An 18,804-nucleotide genomic window follows, 5' to 3' on the forward strand; every position below is an offset into this window, starting at 1 on the left:
CCGGTGTCCCCCTCGGGGCTGCTAGTCGCGGGCCGCGGTCAGGTGTTCCGCGTGTTCCTGGAGCGAGCGGACGCTCACGTCGCCGCGGTTGAGGGCGTCGATGCCCTGGACCGCCGCGGCGAGCGCCTGGACCGTCGTCAGGCACGGCACGGACCGTGCCACGGCCGCCGTACGGATGTCGTAGCCGTCGAGGCGGCCGCCGGTGCCGTACGGGGTGTTGACGATGAGGTCGACCTCGCCGTCGTGGATGAGCTGGACGATGGTCTTCTCGCCGTTCGGGCCCGTGCCCTCGGACTGCTTGCGCACGACCGTGGCGTTGATGCCGTTGCGCTTGAGGACCTCGGCCGTGCCGGAGGTGGCGAGCAGCTCGAAGCCGTGCGCGACCAGCTCACGGGCCGGGAAGATCATCGAGCGCTTGTCGCGGTTGGCGACCGAGATGAACGCGCGGCCCTTGGTGGGCAGCGGGCCGTAGGCGCCCGCCTGCGACTTGGCGTACGCCGTGCCGAAGACGGAGTCGATGCCCATGACCTCGCCGGTGGAGCGCATCTCCGGGCCGAGGACCGTGTCGACGCCGCGGCCGTGGATGTCGCGGAAGCGCGACCACGGCATGACGGCCTCCTTCACGGAGATCGGCGCGTCGAACGGCAGCTCGCCGCCGTCGCCGGTGGCCGGGAGCAGCCCCTCGGCGCGCAGCTCGGCGATGGTCGCCCCCAGTGAGATCCGGGCGGCGGCCTTGGCCAGCGGCACCGCCGTCGCCTTCGAGGTGAAGGGGACGGTCCGGGAGGCGCGCGGGTTGGCCTCCAGGACGTAGAGGATATCGCCCGCGAGCGCGAACTGGATGTTGATCAGGCCGCGGACCCCGACGCCCTTGGCGATGCCCTCCGTGGAGGCGCGCAGGCGCTTGATGTCGAAGCCGCCGAGCGTGATCGGGGGCAGGGCGCACGCCGAGTCGCCGGAGTGGATGCCGGCCTCCTCGATGTGCTCCATGACGCCGCCGAGGTACAGCTCCTCACCGTCGTAGAGCGCGTCGACGTCGATCTCGATCGCGTCGTCGAGGAACCGGTCGACGAGGACCGGCCGGGACGGGCTGATCTCGGTCGACTCGGCGATGTACGCCTCCAGGCGGGTCTCGTCGTAGACGATCTCCATGCCGCGTCCGCCGAGGACGTACGAGGGGCGCACCAGGACCGGGTAGCCGATCTCGTCGGCGATGGCCTTGGCCTCGGCGAAGGTGGTGGCGGTGCCGTGCTTGGGGGCCGGGAGGCCGGCCTCCTTGAGGACCCGGCCGAAGGCGCCGCGGTCCTCGGCGGCGTGGATGGCCTCCGGGGAGGTGCCGACGATCGGCACGCCGTTGTCCTTCAGCGCCTGCGACAGGCCCAGCGGGGTCTGGCCGCCGAGCTGGACGACGACGCCCGCGACCGGGCCGGCCTGCTGCTCGGCGTGGACGATCTCCAGCACGTCTTCGAGGGTCAGCGGCTCGAAGTACAGGCGGTCGGAGGTGTCGTAGTCCGTGGAGACGGTCTCCGGGTTGCAGTTGACCATCACCGTCTCGTAGCCCGCGTCGCTCAGCGCGAAGGAGGCGTGGACGCAGGAGTAGTCGAACTCGATGCCCTGGCCGATACGGTTCGGGCCGGAGCCCAGGATGATGACGGCCGGCTTGGTCCGGGGCGCGACCTCGGTCTCCTCGTCGTAGGAGGAGTAGAAGTACGGCGTCTTGGCGGCGAACTCGGCGGCGCAGGTGTCGACCGTCTTGTAGACCGGGCGGATACCGAGCGCGTGCCGGACCTCGCGGACGACGTCCTCGCGCAGGCCGCGGATCTCGCCGATCTGCTGGTCGGAGAAGCCGTGCCGCTTGGCCTCGGCGAGCAGGTCGGTGGTCAGCTCCGGGGCGGCCGCCAGCTCGTCGGCGATCTCCTTGATCAGGAAGAGCTGGTCGACGAACCAGGGGTCGATCTTCGTGTACTCGAAGACCTCCTCGGGCGTGGCGCCCGCGCGGATGGCCTGCATGACGGTGTTGATCCGGCCGTCGGTGGGGCGGACCGACGCGCGCAGCAGCTCGTCCTTGTCGCCGGTCTCGCCGACGAAGGTGAACTGGCTGCCCTTCTTCTCCAGGGAGCGCAGGGCCTTCTGGAAGGCCTCGGTGAAGTTGCGGCCGATGGCCATGGCCTCGCCGACCGACTTCATGGTGGTGGTGAGGGTGGAGTCGGCGCTCGGGAACTTCTCGAAGGCGAAGCGGGGGGCCTTCACGACCACGTAGTCGAGCGTGGGCTCGAAGGAGGCCGGGGTCTCCTGGGTGATGTCGTTCGGGATCTCGTCCAGCGTGTAGCCGACGGCGAGCTTGGCGGCGATCTTGGCAATCGGGAAGCCGGTGGCCTTGGAGGCCAGGGCCGAGGACCGGGAGACGCGCGGGTTCATCTCGATGACGATGACGCGGCCGTCGGCGGGGTTCACCGCGAACTGGATGTTGCAGCCGCCGGTGTCGACGCCGACCTCGCGGATCACGGCGATGCCGATGTCGCGGAGGGTCTGGTACTCGCGGTCGGTGAGGGTCATCGCCGGGGCGACCGTGATCGAGTCACCCGTGTGCACGCCCATGGGGTCGAAGTTCTCGATGGAGCAGACGACCACGACGTTGTCGTGCTTGTCGCGCATCAGCTCCAGCTCGTACTCCTTCCAGCCGAGGATGGACTCCTCCAGGAGGACCTCGGTGGTCGGCGAGAGGGTGAGGCCCTGGCCGGCGATGCGGCGCAGCTCCTCCTCGTCGTGGGCGAAGCCGGAGCCGGCGCCGCCCATGGTGAAGGAGGGGCGGACGACGACCGGGTAGCCGCCGAGCTCCTCGACGCCCTTGAGGACGTCGTCCATGGAGTGGCAGATGTAGGACCGGGCGGACTCGCCGTGGCCGATCTTCTTGCGGACCTCCTCCACGACCTCCTTGAACTGGTCGCGGTCCTCGCCCTTGTGGATCGCCTCGACGTTGGCGCCGATCAGCTCGACGCCGTACTTGTCGAGGACGCCGTTCTCGTGCAGCGAGATGGCCGTGTTGAGGGCCGTCTGGCCGCCCAGGGTGGGCAGCAGCGCGTCGGGGCGCTCCTTGGCGATGATCTTCTCGACGAACTCGGGGGTGATCGGCTCGACGTACGTGGCGTCGGCGATCTCCGGGTCGGTCATGATCGTCGCCGGGTTGGAGTTCACCAGGACGACCCGCAGGCCCTCGGCCTTGAGGACGCGGCACGCCTGGGTGCCGGAGTAGTCGAACTCGGCGGCCTGGCCGATGACGATCGGGCCGGAGCCGATGACCAGGACGGACTGGATATCGGTGCGCTTAGGCACGCTGGCCCTCCATGAGCTTCACGAAGCGGTCGAACAGGTAGGCGGCGTCGTGCGGGCCGGCCGCTGCTTCGGGGTGGTACTGGACGCTGAAGGCGGGGCGGTCAAGGAGCTGGAGCCCCTCCACCACGTTGTCGTTCAGGCAGACGTGCGACACCTCGGCGCGGCCGAACGGGGTCTCGGAGACCTTCTCGAGCGGGGCGTCGACGGCGAAGCCGTGGTTGTGCGCGGTGACCTCGACCTTGCCGGTCGTGCGGTCCTGCACCGGCTGGTTGATGCCGCGGTGGCCGTACTTCAGCTTGTAGGTGCCGAAGCCGAGGGCGCGGCCCAGGATCTGGTTGCCGAAGCAGATGCCGAACAGCGGGGTGCCGCGCTCCAGCACGCCCTGCATGACGGAGACGGCGTGGTCGGCGGTGGCCGGGTCGCCCGGGCCGTTGGAGAAGAACACGCCGTCCGGGTTCACCGCGTAGACGTCCTCGACGGTCGCGGTCGCCGGCAGGACGTGCACCTCGATGCCGCGCTCGGCCATGCGGTGCGGGGTCATGCCCTTGATGCCGAGGTCGACGGCGGCGACGGTGAACTTCTTCTCGCCGATCGCGGGCACGACGTAGGGCTCGGTGGTGGCGACCTCGGCGGAGAGGTTCGCGCCCTTCATCTGCGGGGCTTCCTGCACGCGCGCGAGGAGCGCGCTGTCGTCCTGGACGGCGTCCCCGCTGAAGATGCCGACGCGCATGGCGCCGCGCTCGCGCAGGTGGCGGGTGAGGGCGCGGGTGTCGATGCCGGAGATCCCGACGACGCCCTGTGCGGCCAGCTCCTCGTCGAGCGTGCGCCGGGAGCGCCAGCTGGACGGCACGCGCGCGGGGTCGCGCACGACGTAACCGGAGACCCAGATGCGCTTGGACTCCATGTCCTCGTCGTTGACGCCGGTGTTGCCGACGTGCGGGGCGGTCATCACCACGACCTGGCGGTGGTACGACGGGTCGGTGAGGGTCTCCTGGTAGCCGGTCATGCCGGTGGAGAACACCGCTTCGCCGAAGGTCTCCCCCACGGCCCCGTAGGCGCGGCCCCGGAAGACCCGGCCGTCCTCCAGGACGAGTACGGCGGGAGTTTTGGCGGCTCCCCTGGTGGAGGTGGTCATCGTTCGGCGCCTTCCCTGGTGTTCGTTTCGATCATGGAGTTGAGGGCTTCGACCCACTCGTTGTGCTCGGCCGCGTGGTCGGAGCGGAAGCCGGAGTCGATCAGCCGGTCGCCGTGCGCCCAGGTGACGACCAGCAGGCCGCCCTCGGTGAGCACCTTGCCGGCGATGCCCTTGTCGAGCCGGGCCTCGCGCAGAGCCGCGGCCGGGACGAAGAAGTCGGTCGCCCCGGGGCGTACGACGTCCAGTCCGGCGTCGGTGAGGGTGAGCTCGGCGCGGCTGCGGGTGCCCAGGCCCTGGGCGACGATGCGGTCGAGCCACTGCCCGGCGGTGGTCGAGCCGTGGTAGCGGCCGCTCATGGTCAGGCGCGCCGGGCCCGGGTCGTCCGGGGTGGTGGGCAGCTCGGGCAGGTCGCCCTGGAGGGTGCCGCGCCACTTCCAGCCCTCGCGCATCAGCCAGTAGACGAGCGCGACGAAGAGGGCGAGGCCGACGACCCAGCCGATGCGGGCGGCCCAGTCGGTCACTTGCGCCGATTCCTTCTCGGCGGCCAGCAGCAGTACAGGTGTCACGTGAGCTTCCCGTCGACGAGCGTGGCCTTGCCCCGCAGCCACGTGTGCGTCACACGGCCCGGCAGCTCACGCCCCTCGTAGGGGGTGTTGCGGCTGCGCGAGGCGAAGCCCGCGGGTTCCACGAGCCCACGGTATGCCGTGTCGACCAGGGTGAGGTTGGCGGGCTCACCTGCCGAGACGGGACGGCCGTGGCCCGTGGCCTGTCCGATCTGCGCGGGCTTGAAGGACATGCGGTCGGCGACGCCGGCCCAGTCCAGCAGGCCCGTGTCGACCATGGTCTCCTGGACCACTGACAACGCCGTCTCCAGCCCCACCATGCCCATGGCGGCCGCGGCCCACTCGCAGTCCTTGTCCTCGTGCGGGTGCGGGGCGTGGTCCGTGGCGACGATGTCGATGGTGCCGTCGGCGAGCGCCTCGCGCAGGGCCATGACGTCCCGCTCGGTGCGCAGCGGCGGGTTGACCTTGTAGACCGGGTTGTACGTGCGGACCAGCTCGTCGGTGAGGAGGAGGTGGTGCGGGGTGACCTCGGCGGTGACGGCGATGCCGCGCGACTTGGCCCAGCGGACGATCTCGACGGACCCGGCGGTCGACAGGTGGCAGATGTGGACGCGGGAGCCGACGTGGTCGGCGAGCAGGACATCCCGGGCGATGATCGATTCTTCGGCCACCGCCGGCCAGCCCCCGAGGCCCAGCTCGGCGGAGACGACGCCCTCGTTCATCTCGGCGCCCTCGGTCAGCCGCGGCTCCTGCGCGTGCTGCGCGATCACACCGCCGAATGCCTTCACGTACTCCAGGGCGCGGCGCATGATCACGGCGTCGTGGACGCACTTGCCGTCGTCGGAGAAGACGGTGACGCCCGCGGCCGACTCGTGCATGGCGCCCAGCTCGGCGAGCTTCCTGCCCTCCAGGCCGACGGTGACGGCGCCGATCGGCTGGACGTCGCAGTAGCCGTGCTCCTTGCCGAGCCGCCAGACCTGCTCGACGACACCGGCGGTGTCGGCGACCGGGAAGGTGTTGGCCATGGCGAACACGGTGGTGTAGCCGCCGGAGGCCGCGGCCCGGGTGCCGGTGAGGACGGTCTCGGAGTCCTCACGGCCGGGCTCGCGCAGATGCGTGTGCAGGTCGACCAGGCCGGGCAGCAGGACCTTCCCGTCGGCCTCGACGACCTCGGCGCCCTCGGCGCTCAGTCCGGCACCGACCTCCGCGATCGTCTGCCCGTCGATCAGCACGTCCTGCGGCTCGCCGCCGAGCACCTTCGCACCGCGGATCAGGATCTTGCTCATCTGTCTTACTTCTCCTCGGTACGGGGGTGGGTGACGGCGGGTTCGTTGCCGCCCAGCAGCAGGTACAGGACGGCCATCCGGATGGACACTCCGTTTGCGACCTGCTCGACGACGGTGCAGCGGTCGGAGTCGGCGACCTCGGCGGTGATCTCCATGCCGCGGACCATCGGCCCGGGGTGCATCACGACGGCGTGCTCGGGCATCCGCGCCATGCGGTCGCCGTCGAGGCCGTAGCGCCGGGAGTACTCGCGCTCGGTCGGGAAGAAGGCGGCGTTCATCCGCTCGCGCTGGACGCGCAGCATCATCACCGCGTCGGACTTGGGCAGGGTGCTGTCGAGGTCGTAGGAGACCTCGCAGGGCCAGGTCTCGATGCCGACCGGCAGCAGGGTGGGCGGGGCGACGAGGGTGACCTCGGCGCCCAGGGTGTGCAGCAGGTCGACGTTGGAGCGGGCGACCCGGCTGTGCAGGACGTCGCCGACGATCGTGATGCGCCGGCCGGCGAGGTCCTGGCCGAGTCCGGCGTCCGGTCCGATCAGGCGGCGGCGCATGGTGAAGGCGTCCAGCAGGGCCTGGGTGGGGTGCTGGTGGGTGCCGTCGCCGGCGTTGACGACGGCGGCGTCGATCCAGCCGGAGTTTGCCAGCCGGTAGGGGGCTCCCGAGGCGCCGTGCCGGATGACGACGGCGTCGACGCCCATGGCCTCCAGGGTCTGGGCGGTGTCCTTCAGGGACTCGCCCTTGGAGACGCTGGAGCCCTTGGCGGAGAAGTTGATGACGTCCGCGGACAGCCGCTTCTCGGCGGCCTCGAAGGAGATCCGCGTGCGCGTGGAGTCCTCGAAGAAGAGGTTGACGATCGTGCGGCCGCGCAGGGTCGGCAGCTTCTTGATCGGCCGGTCGGCGACCCGGGCCATCTCCTCGGCGGTGTCGAGGATCAGGACGGCGTCGTCGCGGGTGAGGTCGGCGGCCGAGATGAGATGACGCTGCATCTGTCAGGCTCCGTAAGGCAGTTCAACTGGAATTCGGGCAGACGGGTGCGCCAGGGCGCACAGAGCCGGCGTACGCCGACGGCGTACGCCCGGGGCGCTACTGGGCGGTCTGCTTGGCGCCGAGCAGCACGGTGTCGCGACCGTCCTCCTCGGCGAGCTGGACCTTGACCGTCTCCCGCAACGACGTGGGGAGGTTCTTGCCGACGTAGTCGGCGCGGATGGGCAGTTCCCGGTGACCGCGGTCGACGAGGACCGCGAGCTGCACCGCGCGCGGGCGCCCGATGTCGTTCAGGGCGTCGAGGGCGGCGCGGATGGTGCGGCCGGAGAAGAGCACGTCGTCGACGAGGACGACCAGCTTGCCGTCCAGGCCGTCACCGGGGATCTCGGTGCGGGCCAGCGCACGCGGCGGGTGCATGCGCAGGTCGTCGCGGTACATGGTGATGTCGAGCGAGCCGCACGGAACCTTGCGCTCGGTGATCTGCTCGAGCTTGTCGGCGATCCGCCGGGCGAGGAAGACGCCCCGGGTCGGGATGCCGAGGAGCACCACGTCGTCGGCGCCCTTGGCGCGTTCGACGATCTCGTGGGCGATGCGGGTCAGTACCCGCGCGATGTCGGGCCCTTCGAGAACGGGCCGGGCATCGGACTGCGCGTCGTGCTTGTCCATACGAAACGGACCTCCTTCTCCGCCTCACGGGACGGACCTTAAAGGACGTCGGGATTGCGCCATCCACGGTAGCAGGCCCCCGCGATCGCCCGGACGGCCCCCTCGGATCACCTATTCGGCCCAACGGGGTGCCGATACCACGGAAGAGTCGGTGCGGACCATTCGGCTTGACGCGGCAGAGTAACGCTGCGTAACCTCACAGTGAGTTACCAGCCGCGCGGGCTGGCACCCACGCCAGACGCGTCGACACAGTGCCGGGGAGCTATATGTCCAGCGAATACGCCAAACAGCTCGGGGCCAAGCTCCGGGCGATCCGCACCCAGCAGGGCCTTTCCCTCCACGGTGTCGAGGAGAAGTCCCAGGGACGCTGGAAGGCGGTCGTGGTCGGTTCGTACGAGCGCGGTGACCGCGCCGTGACCGTGCAGCGCCTTGCCGAGCTGGCGGACTTCTACGGCGTTCCGGTGCAGGAGCTGCTTCCGGGCACGACCCCGGGCGGCGCCGCCGAGCCGCCGCCGAAGCTGGTCCTGGACCTGGAGCGGCTGGCCACGGTGCCGGCCGAGAAGGCGGGCCCCCTGCAGCGCTACGCGGCCACGATCCAGTCGCAGCGCGGTGACTACAACGGCAAGGTGCTCTCGATCCGCCAGGACGACCTGCGCACACTCGCCGTCATCTACGACCAGTCGCCCTCGGTGCTCACCGAGCAGCTGATCAGCTGGGGTGTCCTGGACGCGGACGCGCGCCGCGCGGTGGCGACCCACGAGGAGAGCTGAGCACTCCGCGAGGAGCGCAGAAACGTGCCGCCGGGGTGGCTGGAACTGTACGGTTCCGGCCACCCCGGCGGCGTTCTGACGGCCTGGGCGAGCCCGGCCGTACGGGAACGCCGGAGGGCCCGCGGCGGTGACGCTGCGGGCCCTCCGGCGTTCTGTCTGTCTCAGACCTCGTCGCGGCGCAGCGAGGGCTTGAGCTCCTTCAGCCTGCCGAGCAGGCCGTTCACGAACGAGGGCGACTCGTCCGTGGAGAACTCCTTCGCCAGCTGCACCATCTCGTCGAGGACGACGGCGTCCGGGGTCTCGTCGACCCAGATCAGCTCGTAGGCACCGAGGCGCAGGATGTTGCGGTCGACGACCGGCATCCGGTCGAGCGTCCAGCCGACCGAGTACTGGGCGATCAGCTCGTCGATGCGCTTCGCGTGCTGCGCGTAGCCCTCGACCAGCTCCATCGTGTACTCGCTCACCGGCGGCTGCCGCGTGTCCGTCCGGGAGTGCCGGACCCAGTCCGCGAGGACCGTCTGGACGTCGGCGCCGCGCTGGTCGCCCTCGAAGAGGATCTGGAAGGCGCGCTTGCGGGCCGTGTTGCGGGCAGCCACGGTTAGCTGTTCACCCGGCCGAGGTAGTCGCTGGTGCGGGTGTCGACCTTGATCTTCTCACCGGTGGTGATGAAGAGCGGGACCTGGATCTGGTGGCCCGTCTCCAGTGTGGCGGGCTTGGTGCCACCGGTGGAGCGGTCGCCCTGGACGCCCGGCTCGGTCTCCTGGACGGTCAGCTCGACGGCGGCCGGGAGCTCCACGAAGAGCACCTCGCCCTCGTGCTGGGCGACGGTGGCCATGAAGCCCTCGATGAGGAAGTTGGCGGCGTCGCCGACGGCCTTGCGGTCGACCATGAGCTGGTCGTAGGTCTCCATGTCCATGAAGACGAAGTACTCGCCGTCCATGTAGGAGAACTGCATGTCGCGCTTGTCGACGGTGGCCGTTTCGACCTTGACGCCGGCGTTGAAGGTCTTGTCGACGACCTTGCCGGAGAGCACGTTCTTGAGCTTGGTGCGCACGAAGGCCGGGCCCTTGCCGGGCTTGACGTGCTGGAACTCGACGACGGACCAGAGCTGGCCGCCTTCGAGCTTGAGCACCATGCCGTTCTTGAGGTCGTTCGTGGAAGCCACGGTTGCGGAATCTCCTGGACTGACGTACGACCCCGGGGCACGCACCTGCCTACAGGGCGAGCAGCTCCTTGGTCGTGATGGTGAGTAGCTCGGGTCCGCCGTCCGCCTCGGGGCGGACGACGAGCGTGTCATCGATCCGGACGCCGCCCCGGCCCGGGAGGTGGACCCCCGGTTCGACGGTGACCGGCACGCAAGCGTCCAGTTTACCCATGGCCGCCGGGCTCAACTGAGGGTCCTCGTCGATTTCGAGCCCGACACCGTGTCCGGTGAGGACCGTGAGGCCCTCCGTGTACCCCGCGGAGTCGAGGACCTGGCGGGCGGCGCGGTCGACGTCCCGGCAGGCGGCGCCGGGTACCAGGCTCTCACGTCCGGCCCGCTGGGCGGCGAAGACCAGGTCGTAGAGCTCGATCTGCCAGTCCGCGGGAGCGGTGCCGATGACGAACGTGCGGCCGATCTCGCAGCGGTAGCCGCGGTAGGTCGCGCCGAGGCAGACGGAGAGGAAGTCGCCCTCCTCGACGCGGCGGTCGGTGGGGCGGTGCCCCGGGCGGCCGGCATTGGGCCCCGTGCCCACGGAGGTCCGGAAGGCCGGGCCGTCCGCTCCGTGATCGACCAGTCGCCTCTCCAGCTCCAGGGCGAGGTGGCGCTCGGTGCGGCCGACGAGGATGGACTCCAGCAGTTCACCGAGGGCCTGGTCGGCGATCTCGGCGCCGATGCGGAGGCAGGAGATCTCCTCCTCGTCCTTGACGACCCGGAGCTGCTCGACGGCGCTGCCGAGGTTGGCCAGGCGCAGCCGGGGGGCGACCGAGCCGAGGGCTCTGTGCCGGGCCACGGTGAGGTGGTGCTCCTCCACGGCGAGGGAGTCGGCGCCCTGACCCGTGGCGAGGCGGGCCGCCGCGACGGCGGGGTCACCGCCGCCGGCTCCGGGCAGGGTCTGTACGCGCAGGGCCTCGTCGGGGCGCTCCTGCGTGGGCCGGTCCGCGGACGAGCCGGGACACAGCAGGAGGTCCTCGGTCTTGCCGAGCAGCAGAACGGCGCCGTGCGGGGCGGCGCCCGCGAGATAGCGCACGTTGGCGGGGCGGGAGACCAGCGCCGCCGCGCTGCCGCCCGCGTTGCAGTATTCTCTCAGACGCGTCCGGCGGGCCGCGTACACCTCTGACATGACCCGAGCGTATGAGCTCCGCCGGTTTGGCGCCGGTTGAGGGCGTCTGAGTGGGCGGTGCCCGGAGCGTCCGGGTGGGTGAGGGTGCTGTTCGGGAGAGGTCGTGCCGCGCGAGGGTGTGAGCCGTCTGCGGCTGTGCGGGGGCTTTGCGCGCAGTTCCCCGCGCCCCTGAGGGCGCTCATCCAAGGGGCGCTCACCAGGGCGGTGGGCTGGCGATGGAGCGGGCCAGGACGTCGTCCAGCACCCTCGCCGTCTCCGGGACGTCCAGCTGCGAGTTGTCGATGATCGGCAGCCCGGATCCGTACCACCCGGCCATGCGGCCATGGATACGGGCGACCTCCTCGTCCGACAGCCGCCGGTTGCCCGAGCGCTCCGCGTTGCGTTCGAGGACGATGTCCAGCCCGGGGAGGAGGACGACCGGCAGCAGGCCGGGCCCGACGTGGCGCTTCCAGCCGCCGAGGCCGACGACCGGCCGGTCGGGGAAGACCGCGTCGTCGAGGATGCACGAGATGCCGTTGGCGAGGAAGTTCCGCGCGGCGAAACCGCAGGTGCGGCGGGCCAGGCGGTACTGCGCCTCGGAGTTGTCGTTCCACCCGGACTGCGGGTCGGCGAAGCCGGAGCGGACCCACTCGCGCACGTCGTCGAGGCTGATGTGCGCCGTGGGCACGCGGCGGTGGTCCGCCCAGTACTTGGCGACGCTGGTCTTGCCCGCGCCCGCGGGGCCGATGAGCAGCACGGCGAGCGTCGTGCCGGCGGGGTCGGGAGCCGCGGCGGCGGGGGGCGCGCTCGGCATGGCGACCGGGCCGCCCGGCGGCAGGGGCACATGGCCGGTGGTGTCCGGCGGCGGGGGAACGGAGGCCTGCGGAGGCGGCGCGACCGCGCCGGGCGGGGGCGCGGGGTACCCGGGCGCCGGGGGCGGCGGGGGTACGGGCACGGAGCCCTGGTGCGCGCCCGGGTGGTGTGGACCCGGGTGGTGTGCGGCCGGCGACCAGCCGGTGGCCGGTCCGTGCCCCGGCTGATGGGGCGGCGGCAGCGGAGAACCCACTGCGTGCTGCATCCGGTGCCACTCCGTCTCGTACAGGCGATAGGCGCTGACAGCGGGGGCGGAACCCGCTGCTACCGAACGGTACCGCCCCCGGTCGTCGATGTGTGAACGGCCGGGGGCGGCCCTAAGTGCCCGGCCCCGTAAGGCGATTTCGGGCGGAAGGCGCGCCGGTGGACTTACTGCCCGACTTCGCCGTACGCGGCGAGCAGCACGGCCGGGTCGGGTCCCTCCAGGACGGTGGGCTTGGCCAGACCGTCGAGGACGATGAAGCGCAACAGGTCGCCGCGGGACTTCTTGTCGACCTTCATGGTCTCCAGCAGCTTGGGCCACTGGTCGTGGCGGTAGTGCAGGGGCAGCCCGACCGATTCGAGGATCGTGCGGTGGCGGTCGGCCGTCGCGTCGTCGAGCCGGCCTGCCAGGCGGCCGAGTTCGGCGGCGAAGTGCATGCCCACCGAGACCGCTGCGCCGTGCCGCCACTTGTAGCGCTCGTTCTTCTCGATGGCGTGGCCGAGCGTGTGGCCGTAGTTGAGGATCTCGCGCAGGCCCGACTCCTTGAGGTCCGAGGAGACGACGTCGGCCTTGACCCGGATGGAGCGCTCGATCAGCTCGGCGGTGTGCGGACCGGCCGGGGTGCGGGCGGCCTCGGGGTCCAACTCGATGAGGTCGAGGATCACCGGGTCGGCGATGAAGCCGGCCTTGATGACCTCGGCGAGCCCGGAGACGTAGTCGTTGACCGGGAGGGAGTCCAGCGCGGCCAGGTCGCAGAGGACACCGGCGGGCGGGTGGAAGGCGCCGACGAGGTTCTTGCCCTCGGCGGTGTTGATGCCGGTCTTGCCGCCGACGGCCGCGTCGACCATGGCGAGGACGGTGGTGGGGATGGCGATCCAGCGCACCCCGCGCAGCCAGGTGGCGGCCACGAACCCGGCGAGGTCCGTGGTCGCGCCGCCGCCGACGCCGACGATGACGTCGGTGCGCGTGAACCCGGACTGGCCGAGCGCCTTCCAGCAGTAGGCGGCGACCTCGGCGGTCTTGGCCTCCTCCGCGTTGGGCACCTGGATGGCGACGGCCTCGAAGCCCTGCCCGGCCAGGTCGGCGCGGAGCGCCTCGCCGGTCTCGGCCAGGGCCTCGGGGTGGACGATCGCGACCCGCTTGGCCTTGTCGCCGATCAAGGCGCCCAGTTCGCCCAGGAGTTGGCGGCCCACCAGCACCTCGTACGGCTCGGTGCCCGCCGTGCCGCCGACCTGGATCCGCGTCACTGCCTCAGTCATGCGTCCTTCAACTCCAGTGCGTCCAAAGCCACTTGGGTGACCTCTTCGGGCGTACGGCCGTCGGTGGCGACGACGGCCGTGGCGACCTCCTCGTACAGGTGCCGGCGGGCCTCCATCAGCTCGCGCCACTGCTTGCGCGGGTTGACGGCGAGCAGCGGGCGGGCGGCGTTGAGGCCGGTGCGCTTGACCGCCTCCTCGACGTCCATCGACAGGTACACCACCCGCTGCCCGGCGAGCAGCGCCCGCGTGTCGGCGTCGAGGATCGCGCCGCCGCCGAGCGCCAGTACGCCGTCGTGCTCGGCGAGCGCCCGGTGCACGGCCTGCTTCTCGATCGCCCGGAAGGCGGGCTCGCCCTCGTCGACGAAGATCTCGGCGATGGTCCGGCCCTGCGCCGCGACGATGTCGTCGTCGGTGTCCCGGTAGGAGACGCCGAGCCGTTCGGCCAGCAGCTGCCCGACGGTGGACTTGCCCACGCCCATCGGGCCGACGAGGACGACCAGGGGGCCGGTCATCGGATGGCGAGGTTGTCGAGGTACGAGGTCACGTTCCGACGGGTCTCGGCCACCGAGTCACCGCCGAACTTCTCCGCCACCGCGTCCGCGAGCACCAGGGCCACCATGGCCTCGGCGACGATGCCGGCGGCCGGGACCGCGGAGACGTCGGAACGCTGGTGGTGGGCCTGGGCGGCCTCGCCCGTGGTGACGTCCACGGTCTGCAGGGCGCGCGGGACGGTCGCGATCGGCTTCATCGCGGCACGCACCCGCAGCAGCTCACCGGTGCTCAGACCACCCTCCGTGCCACCGGAGCGGCCGGAGGTACGCCGGATGCCCTCGTCGGTCCTCACGATCTCGTCGTGCGCCTTGGACCCCGGGACGCGGGCCAGCTCGAAGCCGTCGCCGATCTCGACGCCCTTGATCGCCTGGATCCCCATGAGCGCCCCGGCCAGCCGGGCATCGAGCTTGCGGTCCCAGTGCACGTGGGAACCGAGCCCGACGGGCACGCCGTAGGCGAGGATCTCCACCACGCCACCGAGGGTGTCGCCGTCCTTGTGGGCCTGGTCGATCTCGGCGACCATCGCCTTCGACGCGTCCGCGTCCAGGCAGCGCACCGGGTCCTCGTCCAGCCGCTCCACGTCCGCCGGCGTCGGGTACACGCCCTGCGGCGCCTTCGCCGAAGCCAGCTCCACGACGTGGGAGACGATCTCGATGCCGGTCGTCTCCTTCAGGTACGACCGGGCCACCGCACCCAGCGCCACCCGGGCCGCCGTCTCGCGCGCGGAGGCCCGCTCCAGGATCGGCCGGGCCTCGTCGAAGCCGTACTTCTGCATGCCGGCCAGGTCGGCGTGGCCCGGGCGCGGACGGGTCAGCGGCGCGTTACGGGCGAGCCCCGCCAGCACCTCCTCGTCGACCGGGTCGGCCGCCATGACCTGCTCCCACTTCGGCCACTCGGTGTTGCCCACCATGACCGCCACCGGGGAGCCGAGCGTGAGACCGTGGCGCACACCGCCGAGGAAGGTGACCTCGTCCCGCTCGAACTTCATCCGGGCACCGCGCCCATAGCCCAGGCGCCGCCGCGCGAGGTGATCCGCCACCATCTCCGTGGTGATCGGCACGCCGGCGGGAAGACCCTCCAGCGTCGCGACGAGTGCGGGACCGTGGGACTCCCCCGCGGTCAGCCAGCGCAACCTGCTCAACGGTGCTCCTCAGTGCTCGCGCCCGTACTGCTGCGTACGCGCGTCCTCCGTACGGCGACGGCCCGACCGGGTGCGCGGCCCGGTCCGCCATCTCCGATCCTCCCACGTCCCGGCCGTCCGTCCGGCGGCCGGTCCATCAAGCGGACGCGCTCGCGGGCGGACCGTCGCCCTGACGCTGCTGCGGTGCGTACGCCCCCAGGAAGTCGGCGCCGCTCGGCTGCTGTGCGGGCTGGGCGTGCCGCGGGCCGTAGGCGCCGAGGAAGTCGGCCCCACTGGCCTGCTGCGGTGCCGGCTGCGTCGGCTGGGTCTGCTGCGGTGCGTACTCCCCCAGGTGGTCCGCCCCGCGCCCCTGCCCGTACCGGGCTGCCGCGTGGACGGGCTGCCCGCCGCGGACGGCGCGCCGGTGGGCGATCTTGCGCTTGATCTTCACGACCCAGGACGCGACGACGGCGAGCACGATCAGGGCGAGCACCGTGATCTGGACCCAGTCGGGCAGGAATCCCAGCACGGACTCGAATATCTGGGACTTGACGGACGCCTGAGGCAGGCCTGCGGACATGACGGGTCTTCCCCTCCCCTGTTCCGCCCCCTGCGGAACCGAGAGCGGATCCTAGCGGGCCGCGAGAGCGCGCTCGCCCGCTTTTCGCATGGCGTCCAGGGGTGCCGGGGCCAGCCCCGTCATCTGCTCGACCTGGAGCACGGCCTGGTGCACCAGCAGGTCGAGGCCGCTGACGACGGCGCCGCCGTACGCCGACCAGCGGGCCGCGAGGGCGGTCGGCCAGGGGTCGTACAGCACGTCGAAGAGGGCCGCCGGCCGCTCCGGCACGGACCGGGCGAGGGCGTCGGTGACGCCGGCCGGGGTGGTGCTGATCACCAGCGGGGCGCGCAGCGCCTGCTCGGCGTCCGCCCAGTCGGCGATACGCACCGCGACGTCCAGCCGCTCCGCCCACTGCCGCATCTCGGCGGCCCGGGCCTCGCTGCGCACGTACACGGCGATCTCGCCCGGGCAGATCCGCGCCAGCGCGGCCAGGGCGGACGAGGCGGTGGCGCCCGCTCCGATGATCGCGGCGGCCTCCACCTTGTCGATGCCGTGCTCGCGCAGCGCGGCGACCATGCCGGGGATGTCGGTGTTGTCACCGGCCCGGCGGCCGTCCTCGGTGAAGACGACGGTGTTGACCGCGTCGACCGAGGCCGCCGTCTCGCTGATCTCGTCGAGCAGCGGGATGACGGCCCGCTTCAGCGGCATGGTCAGCGAGAGCCCGGCCCATTCCGCGCCGAGCGTGTCGAAGAACCCGGGCAGGCCGGCTTCATCCACCTCGAACCTGTCGTACGTCCAGCCGCTCAGCCCCAGTTCCTGGTAGGCGGCGCGGTGCAGGACCGGGGAGAGCGAGTGGGCGATCGGGGAGCCGAGTACGGCGGCTCGGCGTGGTGCGGCGGCCATCAAAGGTTTCCTCAGTTGTTCCGCGAGGCGTTGAACTGGTCGACCAGCTTCTGGTGTTCCGCGTTCGTCTTCGTGAACTTGCTGGTCTTGCCGTCGAGCGAGATGAAGTAGTACCAGCCGTCGTCCGTCGGGTTGAGGGCGCCCTTGATGGCGTCCTCTCCCGGGTTGTCGATCGGACCGGGCGGCAGACCCTTGTGGAAGTACGTGTTGTACGGGTTGTCGTAGTTCCGCAGTTCGCTCAGGCTCAGGTCGATCTTGCTCTGGTTCTTGATGTAGTTGTAGGTGGAGTCGAACTCCAGCATGCCGTTGGTCTGCGGGTTCCCGGGCTTCATGCGGTTGTAGACGACCTCGGCCATCTTGCGGAAGTCGCTGTGGCTCGTGCCTTCGGCCTGGACCAGGCTGGCGACGGTGACGAGCTGCCAGGGGTTCTCGAGTCCGAGGCTCTCGGCCTTCTTCTCGACGCCGAACCTCTCGTACGTCTCGGTGGCCCGCTTGACCATCTGCTTCAGGACGTCCTCGGGCTTCTGGCCTTCGCTCACCCCGTAGCTCGAGGGGAAGAGGAAGCCTTCCAGCGGGTCCTTGACGTTGGGGTGGTTCTGCGCCCAGGCGGGCAGGCCCAGCTTCTTGTAGTCCTTCTTGGCGACCGCGGCGGTGGTGCCCTCCTTGACCTCCAGCCGCTTGTCGATGAGCCGGTAGATGTCGGCGTTGCGCTTGCCCTCGGCGATGATCAGGTTGTCCCGGCTCTCCGGGCTGAGCATCAGTTCGACTGCGCTTTCGGCCGACATTTGCTTCTGCAGCGTGTACACGCCGTCCTGGATGCTTCGGCCGTCGGGGTTGCCGGCCTGGGCCGAGACGAACGCGTCGACGCTCTTGACGACGCCCGCGGACTTCAGCACTTGGCCGATCGTGTAGCCGCCCGCCCCCTTGGGAATCTCGACGGTCACCTTCTGTCCGTTGCCGTCCCCCGCGAAGTCCGGGGCATCGCCGAAACGATCCTGGTAGAACTGGTAGCCGAAGTAGCCGACGCCGCCGATGCCGCCGCCGAGGACCAGGACGACCAGCAGGCAGGCCGTGCCGTTGCGGCGCTTCTTGGGCTTGCCGCCGCGTCCGCGCTTGTCCTCGCGCCCCCGGCGCTCCCCCGGCTCGTCGTCATCGTCGTCCCCGCCCGCGAAGAAGGCGTGTTCGCCCTGGTCGGGGCCGGGGTCCCAGTCGGTCTCCGGTTCCGGTTCGGCCTGTCGGCGGCCCGGTGGCTCCGGGGGCGGATACGCCTCGGGGCTGCCGTAGTAGTCCTGCCGGCCCCCGTCGTAGGAGCCGGTCTGCTGCCCGTACGGGTCCGCCGGATCGCCGGGGTAGGAGACCTGCTGGTGGGCGCCGGTGTGCCAGCCGCCGTTGTCGTACTGCTGCTGGTGGTAGCCCTGGGCCTGCTGCTGGTGGTCGCCCTGACCCGGGTACTGCTGGTGCCCGTGGGCCTGTGCCGCGTACTGCTGGTCGTACTGATACTGCTGCTGCGCCTGACCGTATCCGGCCTGCTCACCGGTGCCCCAGTCGCCGTACTGCGGCTGCTGCGGCTGCTCTGGATAGTGCTGCGGCTGGCCGCCGTAGGGGGACTGCTGACCCTGCTGGGCCTGCTGTCCTCCCCATCCGCCGTCCCCGTACAACGGGTCCTCCGGATGCCACGGTTCGGAGCCTTGGCCCCGGCCATACTCAGTCATCGATCCCCTAGAGCCGCGAGGCGGCGGTCACGCGGCTTCCGGCTCGGCTCCCGTCCCGCCTCTTGCTGTGCGGCGGCTGTTCGAATGCCCGCCGCATCGCGCGGAACGTTACCGTATCGCGATCAGATGACCACTTCGACGTCTTCGCCGGGTGCTTTACCTGACACCCGTTCGGATTCGAGCGCCTGTTGCAGGATGACCACAGCCGCTGCCTGGTCGATGACGGACCGCCCCTTCTTGGACTTCACGCCCGAAGCGCGCAGTCCCTGCGTGGCCGTCACCGTCGTCATGCGTTCGTCGACGAGTCTGACGGGAACCGGGGCGATCATGCGCGCCAGTTCCTGGACGAAGCCGCGGACCTTGACCGCGGCCGGGCCCTCGCCGCCCTTGAGGGAGCGCGGGAGACCGGCCACGACCTCAAGGGGTTCGTACTCCTCGACGAGTTGCTTCAACCGCCGCTGAGCTGCGGGGATGTCACGCCCCGGGACCGTCTCCACCGGGGTGGCGAGGATCCCGTCGGGGTCGCACGAGGCGACCCCGATGCGGGCGTCCCCGACGTCGATCGCGAGTCGACGTCCTCTGCGCATGTT

General features: G+C 70.9%; 18 protein-coding genes. 1 reads left to right on the forward strand and 17 read right to left on the reverse strand.

All coding sequences use genetic code 11. The annotated features are described in order from the left end of the window. Positions 1 to 21: 21 nt before the first annotated feature. The 6 genes from carB to pyrR all read right to left on the reverse strand — a co-directional run bounded on the left by carB (position 22) and on the right by pyrR (position 7,961). Positions 22 to 3,330, reverse strand: a complete 3,309-nt coding sequence (gene carB / locus ABZ948_RS14350; RefSeq protein ID WP_359759338.1) for a carbamoyl-phosphate synthase large subunit — start codon at positions 3,328 to 3,330, stop codon at positions 22 to 24. Next, positions 3,323 to 4,465, reverse strand: coding sequence for a glutamine-hydrolyzing carbamoyl-phosphate synthase small subunit (carA, locus tag ABZ948_RS14355; protein ID WP_359759340.1), 1,143 nt, complete (start codon positions 4,463 to 4,465; stop codon positions 3,323 to 3,325). Before carA ends, carB begins: the two co-directional genes overlap by 8 nt. Continuing rightward, the gene (locus tag ABZ948_RS14360) at positions 4,462 to 5,031 is read right to left on the reverse strand and encodes a PH-like domain-containing protein (RefSeq protein ID WP_359759342.1); all 570 of its coding nucleotides are present in this window, start codon (positions 5,029 to 5,031) and stop codon (positions 4,462 to 4,464) included. The genes carA and ABZ948_RS14360 overlap by 4 nt, the downstream gene beginning before the upstream one ends. Then, a complete protein-coding gene (locus tag ABZ948_RS14365; protein WP_359759344.1) occupies positions 5,028 to 6,314 on the reverse strand; it encodes a dihydroorotase in 1,287 nt (428 codons plus the stop codon). The genes ABZ948_RS14360 and ABZ948_RS14365 overlap by 4 nt, the downstream gene beginning before the upstream one ends. Positions 6,315 to 6,319: 5 nt before the next feature. After that, positions 6,320 to 7,297: an aspartate carbamoyltransferase catalytic subunit gene (locus ABZ948_RS14370; RefSeq protein ID WP_359759346.1), complete on the reverse strand. Its 978-nt coding sequence runs from the start codon at positions 7,295 to 7,297 to the stop codon at positions 6,320 to 6,322. Positions 7,298 to 7,394: 97 nt separating this feature from the next. Beyond that, entirely contained in the window at positions 7,395 to 7,961 is a 567-nt protein-coding gene (gene pyrR, locus ABZ948_RS14375; protein ID WP_359759348.1) for a bifunctional pyr operon transcriptional regulator/uracil phosphoribosyltransferase PyrR, read from the reverse strand. Positions 7,962 to 8,227: 266 nt separating this feature from the next. Here pyrR and bldD point away from each other — a divergent pair, with 266 nt between their 5' ends. Continuing rightward, entirely contained in the window at positions 8,228 to 8,731 is a 504-nt protein-coding gene (gene bldD, locus ABZ948_RS14380; protein ID WP_086170636.1) for a transcriptional regulator BldD, read from the forward strand. A gap of 161 nt (positions 8,732 to 8,892) precedes the next feature. Here the strand turns inward: bldD and nusB are convergent, their stop codons facing one another. The 11 genes from nusB to ruvX all read right to left on the reverse strand — a co-directional run bounded on the left by nusB (position 8,893) and on the right by ruvX (position 18,801). After that, positions 8,893 to 9,327 carry a transcription antitermination factor NusB gene (gene nusB / locus ABZ948_RS14385; RefSeq protein ID WP_359759350.1) on the reverse strand — a complete coding sequence of 145 codons (435 nt, stop codon included), beginning with the start codon at positions 9,325 to 9,327 and terminating at the stop codon, positions 8,893 to 8,895. A gap of 2 nt (positions 9,328 to 9,329) precedes the next feature. After that, positions 9,330 to 9,896: an elongation factor P gene (gene efp / locus ABZ948_RS14390; protein WP_031116621.1), complete on the reverse strand. Its 567-nt coding sequence runs from the start codon at positions 9,894 to 9,896 to the stop codon at positions 9,330 to 9,332. 49 nt (positions 9,897 to 9,945) lie between these two features. Then, entirely contained in the window at positions 9,946 to 11,055 is a 1,110-nt protein-coding gene (locus ABZ948_RS14395) for an aminopeptidase P family protein (RefSeq protein ID WP_359759352.1), read from the reverse strand. A 193-nt stretch (positions 11,056 to 11,248) separates the two neighbouring features. Then, positions 11,249 to 12,112 carry a Pro-rich N-terminal domain-containing protein gene (locus tag ABZ948_RS14400; RefSeq protein WP_359759354.1) on the reverse strand — a complete coding sequence of 288 codons (864 nt, stop codon included), beginning with the start codon at positions 12,110 to 12,112 and terminating at the stop codon, positions 11,249 to 11,251. A gap of 164 nt (positions 12,113 to 12,276) precedes the next feature. Further along, on the reverse strand, positions 12,277 to 13,368 hold the full coding sequence (aroB, locus tag ABZ948_RS14405) for a 3-dehydroquinate synthase (protein WP_359759356.1): 1,092 nt from the start codon (positions 13,366 to 13,368) through the stop codon (positions 12,277 to 12,279). After that, on the reverse strand, positions 13,365 to 13,880 hold the full coding sequence (locus tag ABZ948_RS14410; protein ID WP_359759358.1) for a shikimate kinase: 516 nt from the start codon (positions 13,878 to 13,880) through the stop codon (positions 13,365 to 13,367). The genes aroB and ABZ948_RS14410 overlap by 4 nt, the downstream gene beginning before the upstream one ends. Further along, positions 13,877 to 15,061, reverse strand: a complete 1,185-nt coding sequence (aroC, locus tag ABZ948_RS14415) for a chorismate synthase (RefSeq protein WP_359759360.1) — start codon at positions 15,059 to 15,061, stop codon at positions 13,877 to 13,879. The genes ABZ948_RS14410 and aroC overlap by 4 nt, the downstream gene beginning before the upstream one ends. 136 nt (positions 15,062 to 15,197) lie before the next feature. Further along, on the reverse strand, positions 15,198 to 15,620 hold the full coding sequence (locus tag ABZ948_RS14420) for a hypothetical protein (protein ID WP_359759362.1): 423 nt from the start codon (positions 15,618 to 15,620) through the stop codon (positions 15,198 to 15,200). Positions 15,621 to 15,671: 51 nt separating this feature from the next. Next, on the reverse strand, positions 15,672 to 16,502 hold the full coding sequence (locus tag ABZ948_RS14425; protein WP_359759364.1) for a shikimate dehydrogenase: 831 nt from the start codon (positions 16,500 to 16,502) through the stop codon (positions 15,672 to 15,674). Positions 16,503 to 16,513: 11 nt separating this feature from the next. Continuing rightward, positions 16,514 to 18,214 carry an endolytic transglycosylase MltG gene (mltG, locus tag ABZ948_RS14430; protein WP_359759366.1) on the reverse strand — a complete coding sequence of 567 codons (1,701 nt, stop codon included), beginning with the start codon at positions 18,212 to 18,214 and terminating at the stop codon, positions 16,514 to 16,516. Positions 18,215 to 18,336: 122 nt separating this feature from the next. Next, positions 18,337 to 18,801: a Holliday junction resolvase RuvX gene (gene ruvX, locus ABZ948_RS14435; RefSeq protein ID WP_031116611.1), complete on the reverse strand. Its 465-nt coding sequence runs from the start codon at positions 18,799 to 18,801 to the stop codon at positions 18,337 to 18,339. Positions 18,802 to 18,804: the final 3 nt, after the last annotated feature.

The sequence above is a fragment of the Streptomyces olindensis genome, assembly GCF_040645895.1.
Classification (GTDB): domain Bacteria; phylum Actinomycetota; class Actinomycetes; order Streptomycetales; family Streptomycetaceae; genus Streptomyces; species Streptomyces olindensis.

What these genes read in the sequence shown, in the direction of transcription:
- carA (WP_359759340.1), bottom strand. Translation starts at nt 4,465, where the DNA reads ATGACCACCTCCACCAGGGGAGCCGCCAAAACTCCCGCCGTACTCGTC.
- ABZ948_RS14365 (WP_359759344.1), bottom strand. Translation starts at nt 6,314, where the DNA reads ATGAGCAAGATCCTGATCCGCGGTGCGAAGGTGCTCGGCGGCGAGCCG.
- ABZ948_RS14370 (WP_359759346.1), bottom strand. Translation starts at nt 7,297, where the DNA reads ATGCAGCGTCATCTCATCTCGGCCGCCGACCTCACCCGCGACGACGCC.
- pyrR (WP_359759348.1), bottom strand. Translation starts at nt 7,961, where the DNA reads ATGGACAAGCACGACGCGCAGTCCGATGCCCGGCCCGTTCTCGAAGGG.
- bldD (WP_086170636.1), top strand. Translation starts at nt 8,228, where the DNA reads ATGTCCAGCGAATACGCCAAACAGCTCGGGGCCAAGCTCCGGGCGATC.
- ABZ948_RS14395 (WP_359759352.1), bottom strand. Translation starts at nt 11,055, where the DNA reads ATGTCAGAGGTGTACGCGGCCCGCCGGACGCGTCTGAGAGAATACTGC.
- ABZ948_RS14400 (WP_359759354.1), bottom strand. Translation starts at nt 12,112, where the DNA reads ATGCAGCACGCAGTGGGTTCTCCGCTGCCGCCGCCCCATCAGCCGGGG.
- aroB (WP_359759356.1), bottom strand. Translation starts at nt 13,368, where the DNA reads ATGACTGAGGCAGTGACGCGGATCCAGGTCGGCGGCACGGCGGGCACC.
- ABZ948_RS14410 (WP_359759358.1), bottom strand. Translation starts at nt 13,880, where the DNA reads ATGACCGGCCCCCTGGTCGTCCTCGTCGGCCCGATGGGCGTGGGCAAG.
- ABZ948_RS14420 (WP_359759362.1), bottom strand. Translation starts at nt 15,620, where the DNA reads ATGTCCGCAGGCCTGCCTCAGGCGTCCGTCAAGTCCCAGATATTCGAG.
- ABZ948_RS14425 (WP_359759364.1), bottom strand. Translation starts at nt 16,502, where the DNA reads ATGGCCGCCGCACCACGCCGAGCCGCCGTACTCGGCTCCCCGATCGCC.
- mltG (WP_359759366.1), bottom strand. Translation starts at nt 18,214, where the DNA reads ATGACTGAGTATGGCCGGGGCCAAGGCTCCGAACCGTGGCATCCGGAG.
- ruvX (WP_031116611.1), bottom strand. Translation starts at nt 18,801, where the DNA reads ATGCGCAGAGGACGTCGACTCGCGATCGACGTCGGGGACGCCCGCATC.